This window comes from Streptococcus sp. KHUD_010 (assembly GCF_040207525.1).
GTDB classification, from domain to species: domain Bacteria; phylum Bacillota; class Bacilli; order Lactobacillales; family Streptococcaceae; genus Streptococcus; species Streptococcus hominis.
In genome coordinates this window covers 1098336-1120544 of the sequence record NZ_CP157941.1, presented here as the reverse complement: position 1 = coordinate 1120544, position 22209 = coordinate 1098336, and the positions used below count along the sequence as shown (strand labels likewise).

Annotated in this window: 18 protein-coding genes and 1 pseudogene; 18 read left to right on the top strand and 1 reads right to left on the bottom strand. The window is 37.8% G+C overall.

The genetic code is table 11. From position 1 onward, the window contains the following. Positions 1–3: 3 nt before the first annotated feature. The 12 genes and pseudogenes from lacD (at position 4) to ABKA15_RS05505 (ending at position 13369) form a co-directional block, all read left to right on the top strand. On the top strand, positions 4–984 hold the full coding sequence (lacD, locus tag ABKA15_RS05560; RefSeq protein WP_049512060.1) for a tagatose-bisphosphate aldolase: 981 nt from the start codon (positions 4–6) through the stop codon (positions 982–984). Positions 985–1375: 391 nt separating this feature from the next. Next, positions 1376–2209 carry a transcription antiterminator gene (locus ABKA15_RS05555; RefSeq protein WP_049512063.1) on the top strand — a complete coding sequence of 278 codons (834 nt, stop codon included), beginning with the start codon at positions 1376–1378 and terminating at the stop codon, positions 2207–2209. Positions 2210–2229: 20 nt separating this feature from the next. Beyond that, complete coding sequence (locus ABKA15_RS05550; protein WP_002894735.1) at positions 2230–2547, top strand: PTS lactose/cellobiose transporter subunit IIA; 318 nt, start codon at positions 2230–2232, stop codon at positions 2545–2547. Continuing rightward, on the top strand, positions 2547–4253 hold the full coding sequence (locus tag ABKA15_RS05545) for a lactose-specific PTS transporter subunit EIIC (RefSeq protein WP_049512068.1): 1707 nt from the start codon (positions 2547–2549) through the stop codon (positions 4251–4253). The genes ABKA15_RS05550 and ABKA15_RS05545 overlap by 1 nt, the downstream gene beginning before the upstream one ends. 86 nt (positions 4254–4339) lie before the next feature. Then, entirely contained in the window at positions 4340–5746 is a 1407-nt protein-coding gene (gene lacG, locus ABKA15_RS05540; protein WP_049512071.1) for a 6-phospho-beta-galactosidase, read from the top strand. Between the two features lie 96 nt (positions 5747–5842). Further along, positions 5843–6736, top strand: coding sequence for an aldose 1-epimerase family protein (locus ABKA15_RS05535; RefSeq protein WP_049512074.1), 894 nt, complete (start codon positions 5843–5845; stop codon positions 6734–6736). Between the two features lie 224 nt (positions 6737–6960). Continuing rightward, positions 6961–7182, top strand: a complete 222-nt coding sequence (locus ABKA15_RS05530) for a helix-turn-helix transcriptional regulator (RefSeq protein ID WP_049512077.1) — start codon at positions 6961–6963, stop codon at positions 7180–7182. A gap of 303 nt (positions 7183–7485) precedes the next feature. Next, positions 7486–7587, top strand: coding sequence for a hypothetical protein (locus ABKA15_RS05525; RefSeq protein WP_350015394.1), 102 nt, complete (start codon positions 7486–7488; stop codon positions 7585–7587). A gap of 55 nt (positions 7588–7642) precedes the next feature. Next, the gene (locus ABKA15_RS05520) at positions 7643–9511 is read left to right on the top strand and encodes a recombinase family protein (protein WP_049512079.1); all 1869 of its coding nucleotides are present in this window, start codon (positions 7643–7645) and stop codon (positions 9509–9511) included. Positions 9512–9872: 361 nt separating this feature from the next. After that, the gene (locus tag ABKA15_RS05515; RefSeq protein WP_049512083.1) at positions 9873–10613 is read left to right on the top strand and encodes an alpha/beta hydrolase; all 741 of its coding nucleotides are present in this window, start codon (positions 9873–9875) and stop codon (positions 10611–10613) included. A 336-nt stretch (positions 10614–10949) separates the two neighbouring features. Then, positions 10950–11500 (top strand): annotated as a pseudogene (locus ABKA15_RS05510) (glycosyltransferase family 2 protein); the annotation flags it as partial. Between the two features lie 177 nt (positions 11501–11677). Then, positions 11678–13369 carry a phospho-sugar mutase gene (locus ABKA15_RS05505; protein WP_049512087.1) on the top strand — a complete coding sequence of 564 codons (1692 nt, stop codon included), beginning with the start codon at positions 11678–11680 and terminating at the stop codon, positions 13367–13369. A gap of 53 nt (positions 13370–13422) precedes the next feature. On the opposite strand, the gene ABKA15_RS05500 is transcribed toward ABKA15_RS05505, so the two are convergent. Continuing rightward, positions 13423–14391, bottom strand: a complete 969-nt coding sequence (locus ABKA15_RS05500; protein ID WP_186832696.1) for an NAD(P)/FAD-dependent oxidoreductase — start codon at positions 14389–14391, stop codon at positions 13423–13425. Positions 14392–14517: 126 nt separating this feature from the next. Here ABKA15_RS05500 and ABKA15_RS05495 point away from each other — a divergent pair, with 126 nt between their 5' ends. The 6 genes from ABKA15_RS05495 to ABKA15_RS05470 all read left to right on the top strand — a co-directional run bounded on the left by ABKA15_RS05495 (position 14518) and on the right by ABKA15_RS05470 (position 22199). Further along, complete coding sequence (locus tag ABKA15_RS05495; protein WP_049512090.1) at positions 14518–17061, top strand: M1 family metallopeptidase; 2544 nt, start codon at positions 14518–14520, stop codon at positions 17059–17061. A gap of 153 nt (positions 17062–17214) precedes the next feature. Next, the gene (locus ABKA15_RS05490; protein ID WP_049512092.1) at positions 17215–17958 is read left to right on the top strand and encodes a DeoR/GlpR family DNA-binding transcription regulator; all 744 of its coding nucleotides are present in this window, start codon (positions 17215–17217) and stop codon (positions 17956–17958) included. After that, positions 17955–18866 (top strand): 1-phosphofructokinase, encoded by a 912-nt coding sequence (gene pfkB / locus ABKA15_RS05485; protein ID WP_049512094.1) that lies wholly within the window; start codon positions 17955–17957, stop codon positions 18864–18866. The genes ABKA15_RS05490 and pfkB overlap by 4 nt, the downstream gene beginning before the upstream one ends. Next, positions 18863–20812 carry a fructose-specific PTS transporter subunit EIIC gene (locus ABKA15_RS05480; RefSeq protein WP_049512096.1) on the top strand — a complete coding sequence of 650 codons (1950 nt, stop codon included), beginning with the start codon at positions 18863–18865 and terminating at the stop codon, positions 20810–20812. The genes pfkB and ABKA15_RS05480 overlap by 4 nt, the downstream gene beginning before the upstream one ends. Positions 20813–20972: 160 nt before the next feature. Continuing rightward, on the top strand, positions 20973–21347 hold the full coding sequence (locus tag ABKA15_RS05475; protein WP_003024043.1) for a DUF1149 family protein: 375 nt from the start codon (positions 20973–20975) through the stop codon (positions 21345–21347). Between the two features lie 3 nt (positions 21348–21350). Beyond that, on the top strand, positions 21351–22199 hold the full coding sequence (locus tag ABKA15_RS05470; protein ID WP_049512098.1) for a DegV family protein: 849 nt from the start codon (positions 21351–21353) through the stop codon (positions 22197–22199). Positions 22200–22209: the final 10 nt, after the last annotated feature.

Here is a 22209-nt window from a genome sequence, read left to right as displayed (position 1 = left end):
ACAATGGTATTAACTGAGCAAAAACGTAAATATATGGAAAAACTTTCTGATGAAAATGGTATCATCTCTGCCCTGGCCTTTGACCAACGTGGAGCCTTGAAACGATTGATGGCTCAATACCAAGAGGCAGAACCAACAGTTGCGCAAATGGAAGAACTGAAAGTTCTGGTAGCTGAAGAACTGACCCCATACGCTTCCTCCATGCTGCTGGATCCAGAATATGGCCTTCCAGCTACAAAAGCCCTGGACAAAAATGCCGGTTTGCTGCTGGCTTATGAAAAAACAGGTTATGACACCTCCAGCACTAAGCGTCTACCGGACTGTCTCGATGTCTGGTCTGCCAAACGTATCAAAGAACAAGGGGCAGATGCAGTCAAGTTCTTGCTTTACTATGACGTAGACAGCTCTGAAGAATTGAACCAGCAAAAACAAGCTTATATTGAACGTGTGGGTTCTGAGTGTGTTGCGGAAGACATTCCTTTCTTCCTTGAAATCTTAGCCTATGATGAAACCATTGCGGATGCTTCCAGTGCCGAGTATGCCAAGGTGAAGCCTCGCAAAGTTATTGAAGCCATGAAAGTTTTCTCTGATTCACGTTTCAATATTGATGTTTTGAAGGTTGAAGTACCAGTCAATGTGAAATATGTAGAAGGCTTTGGCGATGGTGAAGTGGTGCATACGAAGGAAGAAGCTGCAGCTTTCTTCAAAGAACAAGATGAAGCAACCAAGCTGCCTTATATCTATCTGAGCGCCGGTGTGTCCGCTAAACTCTTCCAAGAAACACTTGTTTTTGCTCATGAGTCTGGTGCGAATTTCAATGGTGTTCTTTGCGGCCGTGCCACTTGGGCAGGTAGTGTCAAAGACTATATTGAGCAAGGGGAAGAAGCTGCTCGTCAATGGCTTCGTACGACAGGCTTTAAAAACATTGATGAGCTTAATAAAGTTCTACAAAAAACAGCCACTTCTTGGAAAGAAAGAGTCTAATTCTGCTATTTTATAATGAAATTTTTAACAGCTCTGATTTAAAATAGAAGGGGGAAATAAAAATCCAACGTAAGCGTTTCTGCATAAAATAGAGCTTCTGGAAATTTCCTAAAATAGGATCAGTCATTGGTATCCATTTAGGGAGAGTTATCAATGACTGATTTTCGTTTAAAATCACCAAAAAAAGAAAAAAATGTTTAAAAAGCTCAAAGAAAGGGTTTACAAATTATTAACCTTATGATATACTATAGTCACAAGTTAATAAAAGGTGAATGTTAGTAACTAAGATTACGCATGATCACAGACGAATTAGAGGTAAAAAACTTTCTAAGGGTGTTTGTGGTCATTTTTTATTTTCACAATTCTTGAATATTCAAGTAAGGAGGTTACCATGTATCGGATTCTAAATCCAATGAACCACAATGTCGCTCTTGTCAGAAATGAAAAGGGGGAAGAGTTGGTCATTGTTGGGAAGGGAATCATTTTTGGTAAAAAGAAGGGTGATTTTATCCCAAAAGAAAAGGCTGAGAAAGTCTTTCGGATGAAAACGGAGGAATCGAGAGAAAACTTTGTGAGTCTTCTCAAAGATGTTCCGCTGGATTTCATCACTGTGACCTACGAAGTGATTGACAGTCTTTCAAGGAAGTACAGCTATCCGGTTCAAGATTATATCTATGTCACTTTGACGGACCATATCTACTGTTCTTATCAAGCAGTACAACAGGGACGCTACAAGGACAGCGCTCTTCCAGATGCTAGAGAGAAATATCCAGTTCCTTATAAAATCGCTCAAGAAGCTGTAGCGATTTATCGTGAACGCTTATTAGATACCTTTCCAGACGATGAAATCAATAGAATTGCCTATCACTTTATTAATGCAGAAGGAGATTCTAATTCAGAAGGACAGAACCATCTAGATAAGCGGAAAGAAATTCTAGGTGAGGTCGAAGCCGAGCTAATGAAAAATGGAATTAGAAGAACAACTGATAATAGTAACTTCTATGACCGTTTCATGATTCACCTTAATTACTTCTTAGACTATTTAGATAGGAGTCGGGATGATAATGTGTCACTCCTTGAAATGGAAAGTCAGATAAAGCTGACTTATCCAGAAGCCTATCAAATTGGAAGTACCATTTACGAGATTGTCGCTCAACAAACTGGAGTAGATGTATACAACAGTGAGCGAGTCTACCTTGTTTTACATATTCAACGATTACTTTAACTAAAAAAGGAGGTTCTGTCATGAACAGAGAAGAAGTAACATTACTTGGTTTTGAAATTGTAGCCTATGCAGGCGATGCCCGTTCCAAACTGTTGGAAGCCTTAAAGGCTGCAGAAGCGGGAGATTTTGCTAAGGCAGATGCCTTGGTGGAAGAAGCCAATGGCTGCATCGCTGAAGCTCATCATGCTCAGACCAGTCTCTTGACAAAAGAAGCTGCTGGCGAGGACTTGGCTTACAGTGTGACCATGATGCACGGCCAGGATCACCTAATGACTACTATCTTGCTAAAAGACATGATGCACCATTTGATTGAACTATACAAAAGAGGAGTAAAATAATGAACAAACTCATCGGACTTATTGAGAAAGGGAAGCCTTTCTTTGAGAAGATTTCTCGGAATATCTATCTCCGTGCTATTCGGGATGGCTTTATCGCTGGTATGCCAGTCATCCTCTTTTCATCTATCTTTATCTTGATTGCCTATGTGCCAAATGCTTGGGGCTTCCACTGGTCTAAGGACATTGAAACTTTCCTTATGACTCCTTATAGCTATTCGATGGGGATTCTGGCATTCTTTGTAGGCGGAACAACCGCTAAGGCTCTGACAGACTCTGTCAATCGTGATCTGCCAGCGACAAACCAGATTAACTTCTTGTCTACGATGCTGGCTTCCATGGTCGGCTTCCTCCTGATGGCTGCTGAACCTGCTAAGGAAGGTGGCTTCCTGACTGCCTTTATGGGAACCAAAGGTCTTTTGACAGCTTTCATCGCAGCCTTTGTAACGGTTAATGTCTACAAGGTTTGTGTGAAAAATAATGTCACCATTCGTATGCCAGAAGAAGTTCCACCAAATATTTCCCAAGTATTTAAGGACTTGATTCCATTCACTTTGTCAGTGGTTATCCTTTATGCCTTTGAACTGATTGTTAAAGCATCTCTTGGTGTAACTGTTGCAGAATCTATTGGTACGCTTCTGGCTCCTCTCTTCTCTGCAGCTGATGGTTATCTCGGAATTACCCTTATCTTTGGTGCTTATGCTTTCTTCTGGTTTGTGGGTATCCATGGTCCATCAATCGTTGAACCAGCTATTGCAGCCATTACTTATGCCAATATCGATGCCAACCTGCACTTGATTCAAGCTGGTCAACATGCGGATAAGGTCATCACCTCTGGTACACAAATGTTCATCGTTACCATGGGTGGTACTGGTGCAACCTTGATTGTTCCATTCCTCTTCATGTGGCTCTGTAAATCAGAACGAAACAGGGCTATCGGACGTGCCTCTGTTGTTCCTACCTTCTTTGGAGTTAACGAACCAATCCTCTTTGGAGCTCCTATCGTATTGAATCCAATCTTCTTCATTCCATTCATCTTTGCCCCAATTGCCAATGTCTGGATTTTCAAATTCTTTGTCGATACCTTGAACATGAACTCCTTCTCAGCTAACCTTCCATGGGTAACCCCTGGACCTCTGGGAATTGTTCTTGGTACCAACTTCCAACTCTTGTCATTCGTCCTTGCGGCTCTTCTGGTTGTAGTGGATATTATCATCTACTACCCATTCGTCAAGGTTTATGATGAACAAATTCTGGAAGAAGAACGTTCTGGTAAATCAAACGATGCTCTGAAAGAAAAGGTTGCGGCTAACTTCAATACAGCTAAAGCAGATGCGATTCTTGAAAAAGCAGGTGCTGCAGAAGAAGCTCCAGCTCAAAATAATATTACAGAAGAAACAAATGTCCTTGTTCTTTGTGCTGGTGGTGGGACCAGTGGTCTCTTGGCTAACGCTCTCAATAAAGCGGCAGCCGAGTACAATGTCCCTGTTAAAGCAGCAGCTGGTGGTTATGGTGCTCACCGTGAAATGCTTCCTGAATTTGACCTTGTTATTCTGGCTCCTCAAGTAGCTTCTAACTTTGAAGATATGAAAGCTGAAACAGATAAGTTAGGCATCAAATTAGCAAAAACAGAAGGTGCGCAATACATCAAGTTGACCCGTGACGGTCAAGGTGCTCTTCAATTTGTTCAGGAACAATTTGAAGATTAGTCCATTACTTGAGGTGAAGTAAAAATAATCTATTATTCCCTGTCCAGTTTGCTTCATCTCAAATGCTTTTGAAAGAGGAGAAAAAGATGACAAAAACACTCCCAAAAGATTTTGTTTTCGGTGGTGCTACAGCAGCTTATCAAGCTGAGGGCGCTACTCATACAGATGGAAAAGGTCCTGTTGCTTGGGACAAATATCTAGAAAATAACTACTGGTATACAGCAGAACCTGCCAGCGACTTTTACCACAAATATCCAGTAGACCTTGCGTTAGCTGAGGAATATGGAGTAAATGGTATCCGTATTTCGATTGCTTGGTCACGTATATTTCCAACTGGGTATGGCGAAGTAAATCTAAAAGGCGTGGAGTTTTACCACAAGCTTTTTGAAGAATGTCATAAACGGCATGTGGAACCATTTGTGACCCTTCATCACTTTGATACTCCGGAAGCCTTGCATTCAAATGGTGATTTTCTCAATCGTGAGAATATCGAACATTTTGTGGACTATGCAGCTTTCTGTTTTGAAGAATTCCCAGAAGTTCGCTATTGGACGACCTTTAATGAGATTGGGCCGATTGGAGACGGCCAGTATCTCGTTGGAAAATTTCCGCCGGGCATCCAATATGACCTAGCCAAGGTCTTCCAATCCCATCACAATATGATGGTCTCTCACGCTCGTGCAGTAAAGCTCTATAAGGATAAGGGCTACAAGGGTGAAATCGGAGTTGTTCATGCACTCCCTACCAAGTATCCTCTTGATCCGGAAAATCCGGATGATGTGGTTGCAGCAGAGTTGGAAGACATTATCCATAACAAATTTATCTTGGATGCGACTTATCTGGGATATTATTCCGAAAAAACCATGGCTGGAGTCAATCATATTCTGACTGCCAATGGTGGTACTTTGGATTTACGAGATGAAGATTTTGAAGCACTCGAAGCGGCTAAAGACCTCAATGACTTCCTCGGAATCAACTACTATATGAGTGACTGGATGCAAGCTTTTGATGGCGAGACTGAAATTATTCACAATGGTAAGGGCGAAAAAGGAAGTTCTAAATACCAAATAAAAGGTGTTGGTAGACGGGTTGCTCCAGACTATGTTCCAAGAACAGACTGGGATTGGATTATCTATCCGCAAGGACTCTATGACCAAATCATGCGGGTTAAGAAGGACTATCCAAACTACAAGAAAATCTACATTACGGAAAATGGTCTGGGCTACAAGGATGAGTTTGTAGATAATACTGTCTATGATGATGGACGGATTGACTATGTTAAACAACACTTAGAAGTCTTATCTGATGCTATTGCTGATGGAGCAAATGTCAAAGGTTACTTTATTTGGTCGCTGATGGATGTCTTTTCTTGGTCTAATGGTTATGAAAAACGTTATGGGCTTTTCTATGTGGATTTTGATACGCAAGAACGCTATCCAAAGAAGAGTGCTCACTGGTATAAACAAGTAGCTAAAACACAAATTATTGAGTAGGTTTTAAAGATACTTCTTTATTATAATTTCTAATATAAAACGAGAATGTGAGTCTTTGAACTGATATTCTCGTTTTCTTTTGTTTTGGAGGAAAAAATGGTTATTGAATTAAGAAATAATGAATTAACTGTACAGTTTAAGGAGTTTGGAGGTGCTTTATCATCAATTAAAGATGAAGATGGAATAGAATATCTTTGGCAAGGGAATCCACAATATTGGAGTGGCCAGGCCCCTGTTTTATTCCCCATTTGTGGAAGTGTTCGTGACGATAAAGTTAGTTTTGATTCTGACAACAAAGATATTCTAAGGATTATTCCTAGACACGGTTTAGTTAGAAAAGAAAATTTTTTATTTAGACAGATTGATGAGCAAACGATAGCTTTTACTTTTAAATCCACAGAAGTTACTTTGAAAAATTATCCTTTTAACTTTGGATTAAAAATTATTTATCGCTTACACGAGTCAACGATAACGACTCAATATCAAGTGACGAATACTGAAAATAATAGGATATTACCCTATTTTATTGGAGGACATCCAGGTTTTAATTGCCCGTTAATAGATAGCGATATTTACGAAGATTATTATTTGGAATTTTCTGAAGAAGAGACTTGTAGTATCCCTAAAAGTTTCCCAGAGACAGGGTTGCTTGATTTACAAAATCGTACACCATTTCTCATGAATGAAAGAAAGATTGATTTAGTACATTCACTGTTTTCTCATGACGCTATTACATTTGACAAACTTAAGTCTCGTAGTGTCAGTTTGAAATCTAAGAAAAGTAATAAAGGACTGAGAGTGGATTTTAAAGATTTTTCTAACTTAATTATTTGGTCAACAACTAATAATAGTCCGTTTATTGCTTTAGAACCATGGAGTGGTTTATCTACTTCACTTGAAGAAAGTGATATTTTTGAAGAGAAACGACAAGTGACATTTGTGGAACCAGGAGAAACAAGTATTAAATCATTCGATATTACAATTTTGTAATCACAAGAAGATCAATATGTCCAGAAAAGTTAAAAACTAGTTTCAAAAAACATGCATCTGTCTTATGAGAAAAGGAAAAATATTATACCATTTTTTGATAGCTAACAGCATTAGAAACCTCAACTGGCATTCAGATAAGGATGATATAAATTTTGCTGTCATAACATGACAATTTCCCAGCTTTTTTCTGAAAGTGACATATACTTTTCTTAGGAGAAAGCTAGATGTACCAACGTATAAGAGATTTGAGGGAAGATCATGATTTCACTCAAAGATATGTTGCAGAAGTGCTTTCCTTTTCTCATACTAACTATGCAAAAATTGAGAGAGGGGAGGTGGTTTTAACAGCCGATGTTCTTATAAAACTCTCTAAACTCTATAACGTTAGTACAGATTATATTTTAGGACTAACTGATCATCCTCATAAAATCAATTTTAAAAAATAGTCTCTCCTTGATTTGTTCTTTGACAATTGAATAAACCGAGGTGGGACTTTCTTATTTGTTGAGCAGCTTAGTATGATACGCTGGGATATGAGCGGTAATTGTCAGCTATAAAATAGAGTGGTCCTCTATATGCCAAGATTACAAATAAGGACAATGATACTTCTGAACGTTCAGGCTGCCAGCGTAAAAGGACAGCGGGTGAAATGCCCATGAGTGATCTAACCAATCATACCCACGGAGGATTTTATATAGTACAATTTACGAGGAGGGGAGAGTTTGAATCAATCAGCAGTAAAATATGGTATGCAATTATCAATGATTAACTTTTTATACTCAAAAAATATGCTATCGAAAAATGAGTATGAAAAGATAAAAAACAAACTGCGTATTAAGTACACAAAATAGCTGACCTTTTTGTTTGAACGCGGTAATATAGAATCAAAAAGGAGTAATTTCAGTTATGAAAAAAAATAATGTTGAAATAATAAAGGCTGATTCTTTAGTTAGACGAAGAGGTATCAATGTAGAAAGACATTTAAAAAGGGTTGCTGCGTATTGTCGAGTGAGTTCTGATAGTGAGGATCAAAAAAACAGTTATGAATCTCAAGTAAGACATTACAAAGATTATATCTCTCAGCGTTCAGATTGGGAACTTGCAGATATTTATGCAGATGAAGGAATTTCAGGAACACAAGCAGGAAAGAGACAAGATTTTCAACGTTTAATAACTGATTGTATGAATGGAGAAATCGATTATATTGTCACTAAAGCAATTGCTAGATTTGCAAGAAATACCTTAGATACTTTGAAGTATGTCAGAATGTTAAAGGATATGCAAATTGGAGTATATTTTGAAGAAGAAAATATAGATACCCTCACAATGGATGGAGAACTGCTTCTGACTATTCTGAGCTCCGTTGCACAGCAAGAAGTAGAGAATACTTCTGCCCATGTGAAAAAGGGATTGAAAATGAAGATGCAACGTGGTGAATTGATTGGTTTTCAAGGGTGCTTAGGCTATGACTATGATATAGAAACTAAGAAACTTTCTATAAATAAAGAAGAAGCAATAATAGTTCGTTATATTTTTGAAAGATACTTAGAAGGTATTGGAGGGAAAGTCATAGCAAGGGAACTTGATGAACTAGGTTACAAATCTCCAAGAGGATTAGATCATTGGAATGATACAACAGTCTTAGGAATCATAAAGAATGAAAAATATAAGGGTGATATTCTTATGGGAAAAACTTTTACAGTTGATCCAATAAGCAAGAGACGGTTGAGTAATTTGGGAGAAGAAGATAAGTACTATATCAAAGATAATCATGAAGCAATAATATCTAAAGAAGATTTTGAAAAAGCTCAGGAAATTAGATTGCGTCGAGCAGGAAATAAGAAGACTGCTGCAAATGTAAATGGCAAACGTGAACGCTATTCAAAAATGTATGCTTTTAGTAGCATGTTAGAATGTGGTTTTTGTGGTTCATTATTGTCTAGAAGAAGTTGGCACTGTCGTTCAGATTATCGAAAAGTTGTGTGGCACTGTGTTACTTCGATAAAAAAAGGGAAAAAATATTGTAAACATAGTAAAGGATTAGAGGAGGTAGCTATTGAGGGAGCTTTCATGGAAGCTTACAGACAACTATATCATTCAAACGAAAATATAATGACAGACTTACTTGAAACGATTGAATCTGAATTGAATGACAATAGTCTCAATAAGGAGCTAAAAAAAATTACTAATAAACTTCATGCATTGTTAAAAAAAGAGGAGAATCTTGTAAATTTAAGGCTAGAAGGGGAAATTAGTGATTCTATCTATACCGAAAAATACAATGAGATTTCATCAGAAAAAGAGTATCTTGCTGAAGAAAAAGTAAATATTGAAGTAACTTTAAAATCAGAAATCGATGTAAAGAAGAGACTTACTGAGTTTAAGCAATTACTATCTTCTCAGAAAATACTCACGGAGTTTGATCGTACAGTTTTTGAAAGCATTGTTGAGAAAATTATCGTAGGTGGTGTTAATAGTGATGGAAAAATTGATCCAGCAATGTTAACTATTATTTTCAAAACAGGAGAAACTCAAAATAAGAATGGAAAAAAATTTAAAAGTAAACGCAAAAATGCTAAACTAAAATCAGATAAATTGTGTTCTCAAAACAGTGACGAGAATAAAAAATTGTATTCCCAAGAGATAGACAACACATGTCGAGTGTGTAGTGTCGCTACAACGAAGCAAAGAGTGAAAATCCTTTATTTTAAGCCCTTTTTCAAGCATATCGTCTTGACGAGTGAGGGTGATAAAATCCGAATACAGACACGATAAATACATCGAGCATTACTATCTGGGATGATGTGTTCGTCTATACCTCGCAGGACGAAGAAAAAGGCGGGTTTTTGGAGCTGAAAGGAAAAGGCTATCGAACTGGTATTCAATGTTTGCGATGTCGAGGACGAGCTGTTAGAGCTGTTCAAGCGTATCATTGGAGCGTAGCAATCAATAAGCTTGCGGTTTACACAAACTTGCCATTCTCTATGAGAGTTTGGACATAGAGAGAATGAAAAAGGGGGACGTAATGGAATACAGATAAAAGATAGTCATGTTATGAATTTCATTGAATGGTTCACAAATATATGGCATAATATGTGAGTATGTGAATTGCTAAATTATAATTTAGAGGTGTAAAATGAAATACAAAGAGTATGGATTAAAAAATAAAGATATTATAATTTTATTACACGGTGGTGGTCTTTCTTGGTGGAATTATATAGATGAAATAGGCTTGCTTGAAGATGAATTTCATATTGTTATTCCTATACTAGATGGACACTCAGACAGTGATACAAATTTTATTTCTATTGAAAATAATGCTTCAGAAATAATAAATTTTATAAATGAAAATTATAATGGAAAAGTAAAATTGATTGGAGGATTATTATTAGGAGGACAAGTATTGTTAGAAATATTATCTAGGAATCCCAATATATGTGAATATGCTGTTATTGAAAGTGCTTTGGTGATTCCAATGAAGTTTACTTATAAAATGATAGGACCGATATTTAATTTAACATATGGTTTAACTAAAAAAAGCTGGTTTTCAAAATTACAGTTTAAAAATTTAAAGATAAAAAATAGTTTATATGATTTATATTATGAAGATACTTGTAAAATTTCAAAAAATAATTTAATTGCTTTTATGAAGTCAAATTCTAGTTATGAATTAAAAGATACTTTATCACGTACTAGAGCAAAGGTTCTAATACTAGTTGGGAGCAAAGAAAGATCTATTATGAAAAAATCGGCAGTTAAAATTGCTGAATTAATACCAAATAGTGAACTTGAAATATTACAAGGGTATTATCATGGAGATATTAGCATAAATCATGCAGATGATTATGTTGAAAGAGTAAAGAGATTAGTTCGTTAAATTCCAGTTTAGCAATTTCATATCCTACGCAAAAAGTGGTTACTCATTTGAAAAATCCCTAGTCAATTATCAAAATGATACTTGGACTAGAGAAGATATGGCTAAAGCAACAGAAAAAGTGGCTAAGAGAATTGTGGATTATATTTTTGAATTGTAAAATTTACTTTTCTAATGCTGAAGTGCTGGCATAAAATAAAAATATTTTGATTTATAGTGTTGAGAAGTTCTTGTTTCTCCTTTATGGAAATAGTAGAGAATGCCATGTGGGTATGGTATAATATGATTGTTGCGAGTCAGAGCTATTCTAACAGAAGGAACATTCAGAAAGTGAGAAGAATGGCAATATCAGCAGTTATTCCTTGTTATTATGAAGAAGAGACGATTCCACTGTTTTATGCAGAAATGGAAAAAATAGAATCACAGATGAACGAAGAGTTTGAATATATTTTTGTTAATGATGGTTCACAAGATAGACTTTATAAATTCTACGCGACCTAAATCAAGTAGATGAACATGTTCATTATCTTTCTTTTTCAAGGAATTTTGGAAAGGAAGCGGCTCTTTATGCAGGTCTCAAACGTGCAACTGGTGATTGGGTGACCGTCATGGATGCAGATTTGCAAGATCCTCCGGAACTTTTACTCACAATGAAATCCATGCTGGATAAGAACCCTGATTTGGATTGTGTGGGAACACGATGGACAACTCGTGATGGAGAGCCTCCGATTCGTAGCTTTTTTGCTAAGATGTTTTATCAATTAATCAATAAAATTAGTCAAGTTGAAATGGTGGATGGTGCGCGTGACCTTCGTCTCATGCGCCGACAAATGGTAGATGGCATTTTAGATGTTTCTGAGTACAATCGTTTTTCCAAGGGAATATTTGCTTAGGTTGGTTTTGATACAGAGTATTTTGAATATAAAAATGTCAAAATGATTGTAAGTAGCAAAAAAATTAAAAAACTGCAAGCGTTTTAAAGAAAAATCGGAAAAAGGATTGATAAAAACGAAAAGGTAGTATAGAATGGAATTATTGAGAAATAATATATTAAAAGGAGTCGTTATATGAACTACAAAGAAGTTTATGAACAATGGCTAAACAATGATTTCTTCGATGAAGAAACAAAAGCTGATTTGCTGTCTATTCAGGATGATGAAGCTGAGATCGAAGATCGATTCTACAAGGGTCTTGAGTTTGGGACAGCTGGTCTTCGTGGGAAATTGGGTGCTGGTACCAACCGCATGAATAAATACATGGTAGGAAAAGCAGCCCAAGCATTAGCTGAAACCTTGAAAGACCATGGTGAAGAAGCAATTAAAAGAGGTGTTGCAATCAGTTATGATGTCAGATATAAATCAAAAGAATTTGCTGAGTTGACCTGCTCTATCATGGCTGCTCACGGAATCAAAACCTATATTTACAATGGGATTCATCCTACGCCAATGTGCTCGTATGCAATTAGAAAATTGCACTGTAAAGCAGGAGTCATGGTGACAGCTAGCCATAATCCACAAGAATACAATGGCTATAAAGCGTATTGGGAAGAAGGTTCACAGATTTTAGATGATATTGCAGGACAAATTGCAGGTCATATGGATGAAATTGTGAATTTTGAAGACATTAAGTCCATTCCTTTTGAAGAAGCCTTGGAAAGCGGTCTTGCAAATTATATTGATGCATCTGTTGAAGAAGATTACTACCAAGAAGTTCTCAATTTAACGATCAATGAAGATGTTGATAAATCTATCAAAGTTGGCTACACTCCTTTGAATGGTACAGGAAACATTCCTGTCAGAGAAATTCTGAAAAGAAGAGGATTTGAAAATATTTTCGTCGTAAAGGAACAAGAATTTCCTGATCCAGATTTTACAACCGTTGGTTATCCCAATCCAGAATTTCCAAAAGCATTTGCCTATTCTGAAAAACTTGGAAAAGAAAATGATTGTGATATTTTGATTGCTAATGACCCAGACTGCGATCGTGTTGCGCTGGAAGTAAGAAATGCAAACGGTGATTATGTCTTTTTAAACGGAAATAAGATCGGTGCTTTGCTTTCTTATTATATTTTCTCACAACGTTCTGCTCTCAATAATTTACCTGAAAATCCTGTCATGGTGAAATCTATTGTTACAGGTGATTTATCTAGAGCGATTGCGAAGAAATATGGTATTGAAACAGTAGAAACCCTGACTGGATTTAAAAATATTTGTGGCAAAGCCAACGAATATGATCGTACTAAAGAAAAAACGTATGTGTTCGGTTACGAAGAAAGTATCGGTTTCTGTTATGGAACTTTTGTCAGAGACAAAGATGCTGTCAGTGCTTCTATGATGATCGTGGAGATGGCTGCTTACTTTAAGAAACAGGGTAAGACTTTGTTAGATGTTTTAAATGATATCTATGCAGAATTTGGTTTCTATAATGAAAGACAAGTTTCGCTTGAGTTAGAAGGTGTAGAAGGTCAGGAGCGAATTGGTCGCATGATGGAAGAATTTAGAGAACATCCTTTGACAACAATTGGAGCAATGGAACTTGAAAAAGTGATTGACTTTAAAGATGGCTACCTTGATTTTCCAAAACAAAACTGCTTGAAATATTACTTTAACGAAGGTTCATGGTATGCACTCAGACCGTCAGGGACCGAACCTAAAATCAAACTATACATCTATTCAATTGGTAAAGATGAAAAGGAAAGTGTTGAAAAACTTGACCTCATCGAAAAGGCTTGCCGAGAAAAAATGGATAGCGTGAAATAAGCACATATAAAAAACTTGAAGCGCTCTTTTGAGAACTTCAAGTTTTTTGCTTTTTAAAGACTGGTCGAATGTTTTGGCTGTATTTTTTGGTCGGGATAGATATAGTTCATAGCATTGTTGATAGCTGTAGGAGCTTCGCCTAGTCCTGTGGCTATCAAATCAATCTTTCCGTCATAGCTACAGCAATCGCCAGCAGCATAGATACCTGCAACAGAAGTTTCTTGTTTGCTATTGACGATAATCTTGTGGCGATTGAGTTCTAGTCCCCATTTTTTCAAGTTTCCAACAGATGATTTGAAGCCATAATTGACAAAAAGCTGATCAAGCGGCAAGAGCTCTGTTTCATTGCTTTTCACTTTAGTGATCTCAAGATGAGTAAGTTTGTTTCCATCGCCTATAAGTTGACTTGGGATAAATGGTGTTTTAATCGTGACAGTAGAAGCTTTTAGTTCATTGACACTGTGTTCTAAAGCACGGAAATTATCCCTGCGGTGAATGATGCTGGTCGGTGCAATCTTATCAAAAGCCAATGCCCAATCAACAGCAGAGTCACCACCGCCTAGAACAACAATGTTTTGCCCAGCGTATTGATTGATATTTGACACGTGATAGTGAATGTTTTCAAATTGGTCTACATTTTCTAGCTCCAGCGGGCGTGGTTTAAAAGCACCACCTCCCATAGCAATCAAAATGGCTCTTGAAATGTGCTTCCCATTGCTAGTTGTTAAGGTAAATAATTCATCATTTTTTTCAATATCTAATACAGTCTCATTGAGATGTATGCTTGTTTCAAATGTTTTTACTTGATCAATCAAACGCTCAATCAATTCCTCACCTGTTAGATTAGTAAAACCAGGAACATCCAGAATTTTCTTTTCAGGATAGAGAATAGCCGGCTGTCCACCGAGCTGAGGTAGCGAATCAATCAAATTCACTTTTGCTTGACGCATGTGAGCATAAAAAGCAGCAAAAAGACCCACAGGCCCCCCACCAACAATCGTAATATCAAAAATTTCAGACATGATTTCTCCTTAAAATAGTAACGTATTTCTATTTTATCACAAAATGAGGAAAACGATAGAGAAATTGTGTTAGGACACGTGAATTATGTTACAATAGTTACAGATTATATTATTAAGGAGACATACATGCAAGCAGTTGCACATTTTATTGAAACATTTGTTCCAGAACATTATGATATTTTTTTAGATTTGAATCGGGAGCAAAAAACGTTCACAGGTAAGGTCAGCATTAGCGGAGAAGCAAAAGGTGAAAAAATTTCTCTTCATCAGAAGGATTTGACAATCCAGTCCGTTGAGGTAGCTGGCGAAGCTCGTCCTTTCTCTGTAGATAATGAAAATGAAGCAGTTTACGTTGAGCTTGGTCAAGCAGGAGTTGTTGAAGTAATGCTGACTTATACAGGTAAAATTACAGATAATATGACGGGGATTTATCCTTCTTACTATACTGTTGATGGAGTCAAAAAAGAAGTTCTTTCTACTCAATTTGAAAGTCATTTTGCGCGTGAAGCTTTTCCAAGCGTAGATGAGCCAGAAGCAAAAGCTACATTTGACCTTTCTTTGAAATTTGACCAAGAAGCAGGAGAAATCGCACTTTCAAACATGCCAGAAGTTGATGTAGAAAATCGAAAAGCAACTGGCATCTGGAAGTTTGCAACGACTCCTCGCATGTCGTCTTATCTTTTGGCGTTCGCGGCTGGTGATTTACAGGGTGTTACAGCAAAAACGAAGAATGGTACCTTGGTCGGCGTGTACTCTACCAAAGCTCACCCTGCTTCAAATTTGGAATTTGCTTTAGATATTGCAGTTCGCTCTATTGATTTTTATGAAGAATACTACGGAGTAAAATATCCGATTCCTCAATCTCTGCATGTAGCTTTGCCAGACTTTTCTGCAGGGGCTATGGAAAATTGGGGCTTGGTCACTTATCGTGAAGTTTATCTTTTAGTAGATGAAAATTCAACTGTTACAAGCCGTCAGCAAGTAGCTCTTGTGATTGCTCACGAATTAGCTCACCAATGGTTTGGTAATTTGGTTACAATGAAATGGTGGGATGACCTTTGGCTCAATGAAAGTTTTGCCAATATGATGGAATATGTCTGTGTGAATGCTATTGAGCCGACTTGGAACATTTTTGAGGACTTCCAAACAAGTGGCGTTCCTCTGGCTCTAAAACGGGATGCAACTGACGGTGTTCAATCTGTCCATGTGGAAGTAAAACATCCAGACGAAATCAATACCTTGTTTGACCCAGCAATTGTCTATGCCAAAGGAAGTCGTCTCATGCACATGCTTCGTCGTTGGTTAGGAGATGAAGCCTTTGCAAAAGGTTTGAATGCTTATTTTGCCAAACACCAATACAGTAATACGATTGGTCGTGACTTGTGGAATGCTCTCGGTGCAGCTTCAGGACGTGATGTGGCAGCCTTTATGGATTCGTGGTTAGAACAACCAGGTTATCCAGTTTTAACAGCGGTTGTGGAAAATGATACTCTCAAAATTTCTCAAAAACAATTCTTTATTGGTGAAAAAGAAGAAAAAGGTCGTCTATGGGTTGTACCATTGAATAGTAATTGGACTGGTATTCCAGATACTTTAGAAACCGAAACGCTTGAAATTCCAAATTATGCAGCTCTGGCAGCGCAAAATGAAGGAGCACTTCGTTTCAATACAGAAAATACGGCGCATTACATTACTGATTATCAAGGGGAATTGTTGGATAATATTTTAGCAACTATTACGGACTTGGATAATACAAGTAAGTTGCAAGTGGTGCAAGAACGTCGTTTGTTGGCGGAAGCTGGTTTTGTTTCATTTGCAGATTTGATTCCAGTGGTTGAAAAGTTAACCAATGAAACATCTTATCTTGTAGTATCTGCTGTGAAGGCTGTTCTAAATGGTTTGAAGACTTTTGTGGACGAAGGGACAGAAACAGAGGCAGCCTTTAAAAAATTACTCGTTAAGCTGAATCAAGCTAACTTTGACCGACTTGGTTTTGAAGCTAAAGCAGGTGAAACAGATGAAGATGAATTGGTACGTCAAATCGTTGTGGCAAATATGATTGCAGCTGATGATGAACAAGCGAGCCAAAAAGCGAGCCAAATCTTTGAAACCTACCAAGAAAACATGGAAAAACTTCCAGCAGCCACTCGCTTGCAAATTTTGATTAACCAAATCAAACACCATGAGACAAAAGAATTGACCGATCAATATCTAGCAACCTACATTACAACGGTTGATGGCAACTTCCAACGTCAATTGGCTTCGGCTCTTTCTTATACGAAGAGTGAAGCAACATTGACACGTCTTTTAAAAGAATGGAAAAATAAGGATGTTGTAAAACCGCAGGATTTAGCAATGAGCTGGTACTTTACTTTCTTGCAACACGATTTCACACAAGGAACTGTCTGGACTTGGGCGCGTGAAAACTGGTATTGGATCAAGGTAGCTCTCGGTGGAGATATGAGCTTTGATAAATTTGTCATTTATCCAGCAAATGCTTTCAAGACGCATGAACGTTTGGCAGAATACAAAGCTTTCTTTGAACCGCAATTATCAGATCTAGCTATCAGCCGTAACATCAGCATGGGAATCAAAGAAATTTCCGCTCGTATTGATTTGATTGACAAAGAAAAAGCAGCTGTTGAAGCAGCAATCAAAGCGACAGTATAATAGTATAAAAAAGGTTGAATGATAATGTCAGCCTTTTCTTATTGCATTTTGCTATTTTATTAAAAAAGTGATAGTTTTTGAAAGAAAATGCTTGACTTTGAAATAAAATGGTGTATAATGAATCTGTAAACGATTGCAGGAAGGGGTGGAATTATTTTAAAATCAGAGCGCAAACAGGTGATTTTAGAAGAAATCAATCGTCATCAAGTTGTTTCTCTGGATAGCTTAGTTCGTTTGTTAAATACGTCTGAATCAACAGTGCGCAGAGATTTAGATGAATTGGAAGATGAAAGAAAACTGCGTCGGATTCACGGTGGAGCAGAAAGTATTCATTTTCTTCAAGAGGAAGAAAGCAATCAAGAAAAATCTATCAAAAACGTTCAAGATAAATTGCGAATTGCTCAAAAAGCAGCGGAATTGATACAAGAACAGGATGTCATTTTTATTGATGCTGGAACGACAAATGAATTGTTAATCAATGAGCTTTCAAGCAAACATATGACGGTTGTGACCAACTCCATTCACCATGCTACAAAATTAGTTGAGAAAAACATTCCAACGGTTATTATCGGAGGGGTTGTCAAAAGCTCAACAGATGCTAGTATCGGGGGGGTTGCTTTGAACCAAATCGGTCAGTTGAATTTCAATAAAGCTTTTATTGGTATGAATGGGATTGATGAAAATTTCTATACAACGCCTGATATGGAAGAAGGAGCAGTCAAGCGAGCGATTCTTGAAAACGCCAAACAGACTTATATCTTAGCTGACGCCTCAAAAATCGGTCAGACCTCTTTCGTGAAAGTCGCACCTATCAAACGTGCAAGCATTATTACTAGTGCTTGTGCCAATGAGCAATTGGAAAAGATAAAAGAAAAAACGGAGGTTATTGAAGTATGATTTATACTGTTACGCTTAATCCTTCTATTGACTATATTGTCCGTTTGGATAAGGTCAATGTTGGAAGCGTGAATCGTATGGAGAGCGATGATAAATTTGCCGGTGGCAAAGGTATCAACGTCAGTCGTGTGCTCAAACGTTTGGGAATTGACAATACAGCGACTGGCTTTATTGGTGGCTTTACTGGAAAATTTATTACTGATACCTTGGAAAATGAAGCGATTGCGACCAAATTTGTCCAAGTGTCAGAGGATACGCGTATCAACGTTAAGATAAAAGCAGACGCTGAGACAGAAATCAATGGAACGGGTCCGACTGTCTCACCAGAGCAATTGATAACATTAAAAGATATTCTTTTAGGGCTGTCAGAGAAAGATACAGTTGTCTTTGCAGGGTCAAGCAATAAAAATTTAGGCAATGTTGTCTACAAAGAGCTGATTAGCCTGACGAGACAAACTGGAGCACAAGTCGTTTGTGATTTCGAGGGACAAACACTTATTGATTCACTAGAGTTTCAACCATTATTGGTAAAACCAAATAATCATGAACTGGGTGATATTTTCGGAATGAAGCTGGAAAATTTGGATGAGATTGAGAAATACGCTCGTGAAATTCTAGCTAAAGGTGCGCAATATGTTATTATTTCTATGGCAGGAGACGGTGCGCTTTTGGTAACAAAGGACGGAGCTTATTTTGCAAAACCAATCAAGGGAATCGTAAAAAATTCTGTCGGAGCTGGTGACTCAATGGTTGCAGGCTTTACTGGCGAATTTGTTCGTTCAGGAAATGCTGTTGAAGCCTTCAAATGGGGAGTAGCTTGCGGAACGGCAACGACTTTCTCTGATGACTTGGCAACAGCCGCTTTTATTAACGAAACGTATGAAAAAGTAGAGGTAGAAAAAATATGAAGATTCAGGATTTACTGAGAAAAGATGTGATGTTGCTTGATTTACAAGCAACTGAAAAAACAGCTGCTATTGATGAAATGATTCATCGTTTAGTTGACCGTGGTTATGTGACGGATTTTGAAACATTCAAAGAAGGAATCTTGGCTCGTGAAGCTTTAACCTCAACAGGCTTAGGGGACGGAATTGCCATGCCACACAGTAAAAATGCGGCAGTCAAAGAAGCAACCGTTCTTTTTGCAAAATCAAACAAGGGTGTGGATTATGAAAGTTTAGACGGGCAACCGACAGATTTGTTCTTCATGATTGCTGCACCAGAAGGAGCGAATGATACTCACTTGGCTGCACTTGCAGAATTATCCCAATATCTGATGAAAGATGGATTTGCAGATAAACTTCGTCAAGTGACTTCACCAGACGAAGTGATTGCGTTATTTGACCAAGCGTCTGATAAAGCAGCAGAGCCCGCAACGGTAGCACCAGCAACCAAAGATGGTGATTTCCTTGTTGCGGTAACAGCATGTACAACAGGAATTGCACATACCTATATGGCGCAAGAAGCTCTTCAAAAGGTAGCTGCTGAAATGGGAGTTGGTATTAAGGTTGAAACCAACGGTGCTAGTGGTATCGGAAACAAACTGACCGCAGAAGATATTCAAAAAGCAAAAGCGGTTATTATTGCGTCTGATAAAGCTGTAGAAATGGATCGATTTGACGGTAAACCATTGATTAACCGCCCAGTTGCTGACGGTATTCGTAAGACAGAAGAGTTGATTAACTTAGCACTATCAGGAAAAGCAGAAGTGTATCATGCAGCCAATAAAAAAGCTGCCTCCTCTTCAACAAATGTAGCAGGTGGATTCTACAAACACTTGATGAGTGGTGTTAGCCAAATGCTTCCATTCGTTATCGGTGGTGGTATCATGATTGCGGTGGCATTCTTGATTGACCAAGCAATGGGAGTGCCAAAAGATCAATTAGCAAATCTCGGTACTTATCATGAGTTGGCAGCAATGTTTAAGAATATTGGTGGTTTGGCCTTTGGCTTTATGCTTCCTGTACTGGCTGGTTATATCGCTTATTCTATCGCTGAAAAGCCAGGTTTAGCACCAGGTTTTGTAGCAGGTAGTATGGCTTCAGCAGGTCTTGCTTTTGGTAAAATTCCATTTGCTGAAGGTGGGAAAGCAACTCTTGCACTTGCTGGTGTACCTTCTGGTTTCCTTGGAGCTCTAGTGGGTGGTTTCCTTGCAGGTTACGTTGTAAACTTCCTTAAAAAAGCCTTGAGTGGTCTTCCAAAATCACTTGAGGGTATCAAGTCCATTCTACTTTATCCACTTTTAGGTACATTGCTAACTGGTTTCTTGATGCTGTTGGTAAATATTCCAATGGCCGCTATCAATACTGGCTTGAATAGTTTCCTAGAAGGCTTATCTGGTAGTTCAGCTGTCCTCCTTGGACTCGTTGTAGGTGGTATGATGGCTATTGATATGGGCGGTCCTTTCAACAAAGCGGCTTATATCTTTGGTACAGGAACTCTTGCTGCAACTGTTTCAACAGGTGGTTCAGTTGTAATGGCAGCAGTTATGGCTGGTGGTATGGTTCCACCTCTTGCAGTCTTTGTCGCAACCCTTCTATTCAAAGATAAATTTACTGAAGAAGAACGCAATTCAGGTTTGACAAACATTGTTATGGGACTATCCTTCATCACTGAAGGTGCCATTCCATTTGGTGCTGCTGACCCTGCTCGTGCCATCCCAAGCTTTATGGTTGGTTCAGCTTTAGCAGGCGCACTTGTCGGCATGGCTGGTATTAAACTCATGGCACCGCACGGAGGTATCTTCGTTATTGCACTTACTTCAAATGCCCTTCTTTATATCGTATTTATCTTGATTGGAGCTATTGTAAGTGGCGTGTTATTCGGAGCACTTCGCAAACCATTGAATAAATAATGATGAGTTTCATCGTTCTAGGAGTTGGAGAATAATTCTCTAGCTCCTTTTTTAATCTAAAAGAAACATTGAAAGGAGATGATTTTCATACTGATTAAAATAGTCAGGCGCTGGAAAATATGTTATAATTTTAATAACGCATATTTTGAGGAGAAATGAAATGGAATTACAACGCGAAAAAGAATTTGTCAGTCAATATCACTATGATGCACGTAATTTAGAGTGGGAAAAAGAAAACGGAACCCCAGAAACAAAAGTGGATGTCAATTTTCAATTGTTAAATCAAGATCAAGAAGGACAAGTAACTTCTATCGTTGTAATTGTGAGCTTTATGATTGTCTTTGATGCTTTTGTAATTAGTGGAACAATCTCACAAGTCAACCATATCATGGGACAAATTGTCAATGAGCCAAGTGAATTTGAGCAGGACGAAGTGGAACAATTAGCTCGTCCAAGTTTGTCCGTCTTAAATCGTTTGACCTATGAAGTAACAGAAATCGCCTTGGATTTGCCAGGTATTAATTTGGAGTTTTAATGCATGAAATTAGCCGTAATTACTGATTCGTCAGCATATTTGGATAGCAAAGTCATCGAAAATGAGCATTTATTTGTCTTAGATATTCCCGTTAGTATCGACGGGGTTGAGTACATCGAAGGAAAGAATCTTTCTGCTAGCGAATTTTATCAAAAAATGGCAGCTTCTAGTGAATTGCCAAAGACTAGCCAACCGAGTATTGCCAGCTTAGTGAACACTCTGTCTTTAGTAGAAGGGCAAGGTTATACTTATGTCATTGGTCTGTTTTTATCGAGTGGCATTTCTGGCTTTTATCAAAATATCCAGTATTTGAAAGATGAATTTCCAAGTTTAGAAATTGCTTTTCCAGATTCAAAAATCACAAGTGCGCCGCTTGGAATGATGGTGGAGCATATTTTAAACTGGGCTGAACAAGGGTTAGCGTTTGAGCAAATTCTGAGCAATCTTGACGTTCAAATTAAGGGAATTGGTGCCTTCATCATGGTAGATGACTTAAATCATTTGGTGAAAGGCGGTCGTTTGTCGAATGGCGCTGCAATTCTGGGAAACTTGCTCAGTATCAAACCAATTCTTTACTTTAATGAAGAGGGCGTCATTGAGGTTTATGAAAAGATTCGTACCGAGAAAAAAGCTACGAAACGCCTGATTGAGATTGTCAAAGAGCAAACTGCACAAGGAAATTACCAAGTGATGATTATTCATGGAAATGCACTGGAAAAAGCAGAACATTTACATCAATTATTGTTAGAAGATGGTGTTTCCGGAGAGGTTCCGATTGCGACATTTGGTAGTGTGATTGGAACTCACTTGGGTGCTGGAAGTATTGCCTTAGCCTATATTCCGATTATTTAAGGAGAATTCC

Bases quoted from the DNA above. Each gene is read 5' to 3' on its own strand.
- ABKA15_RS05530 (WP_049512077.1), top strand. From the start codon at position 6,961: ATGTACCAACGTATAAGAGATTTGAGGGAAGATCATGATTTCACTCAA.
- ABKA15_RS05470 (WP_049512098.1), top strand. From the start codon at position 21,351: ATGAAATTAGCCGTAATTACTGATTCGTCAGCATATTTGGATAGCAAA.
- ABKA15_RS05515 (WP_049512083.1), top strand. From the start codon at position 9,873: ATGAAATACAAAGAGTATGGATTAAAAAATAAAGATATTATAATTTTA.
- ABKA15_RS05555 (WP_049512063.1), top strand. From the start codon at position 1,376: ATGTATCGGATTCTAAATCCAATGAACCACAATGTCGCTCTTGTCAGA.
- pfkB (WP_049512094.1), top strand. From the start codon at position 17,955: ATGATTTATACTGTTACGCTTAATCCTTCTATTGACTATATTGTCCGT.
- ABKA15_RS05480 (WP_049512096.1), top strand. From the start codon at position 18,863: ATGAAGATTCAGGATTTACTGAGAAAAGATGTGATGTTGCTTGATTTA.
- ABKA15_RS05535 (WP_049512074.1), top strand. From the start codon at position 5,843: ATGGTTATTGAATTAAGAAATAATGAATTAACTGTACAGTTTAAGGAG.
- ABKA15_RS05550 (WP_002894735.1), top strand. From the start codon at position 2,230: ATGAACAGAGAAGAAGTAACATTACTTGGTTTTGAAATTGTAGCCTAT.
- ABKA15_RS05545 (WP_049512068.1), top strand. From the start codon at position 2,547: ATGAACAAACTCATCGGACTTATTGAGAAAGGGAAGCCTTTCTTTGAG.
- lacG (WP_049512071.1), top strand. From the start codon at position 4,340: ATGACAAAAACACTCCCAAAAGATTTTGTTTTCGGTGGTGCTACAGCA.
- ABKA15_RS05500 (WP_186832696.1), bottom strand. From the start codon at position 14,391: ATGTCTGAAATTTTTGATATTACGATTGTTGGTGGGGGGCCTGTGGGT.
- ABKA15_RS05505 (WP_049512087.1), top strand. From the start codon at position 11,678: ATGAACTACAAAGAAGTTTATGAACAATGGCTAAACAATGATTTCTTC.
- lacD (WP_049512060.1), top strand. From the start codon at position 4: ATGGTATTAACTGAGCAAAAACGTAAATATATGGAAAAACTTTCTGAT.
- ABKA15_RS05520 (WP_049512079.1), top strand. From the start codon at position 7,643: ATGAAAAAAAATAATGTTGAAATAATAAAGGCTGATTCTTTAGTTAGA.
- ABKA15_RS05525 (WP_350015394.1), top strand. From the start codon at position 7,486: ATGCAATTATCAATGATTAACTTTTTATACTCAAAAAATATGCTATCG.
- ABKA15_RS05495 (WP_049512090.1), top strand. From the start codon at position 14,518: ATGCAAGCAGTTGCACATTTTATTGAAACATTTGTTCCAGAACATTAT.
- ABKA15_RS05475 (WP_003024043.1), top strand. From the start codon at position 20,973: ATGGAATTACAACGCGAAAAAGAATTTGTCAGTCAATATCACTATGAT.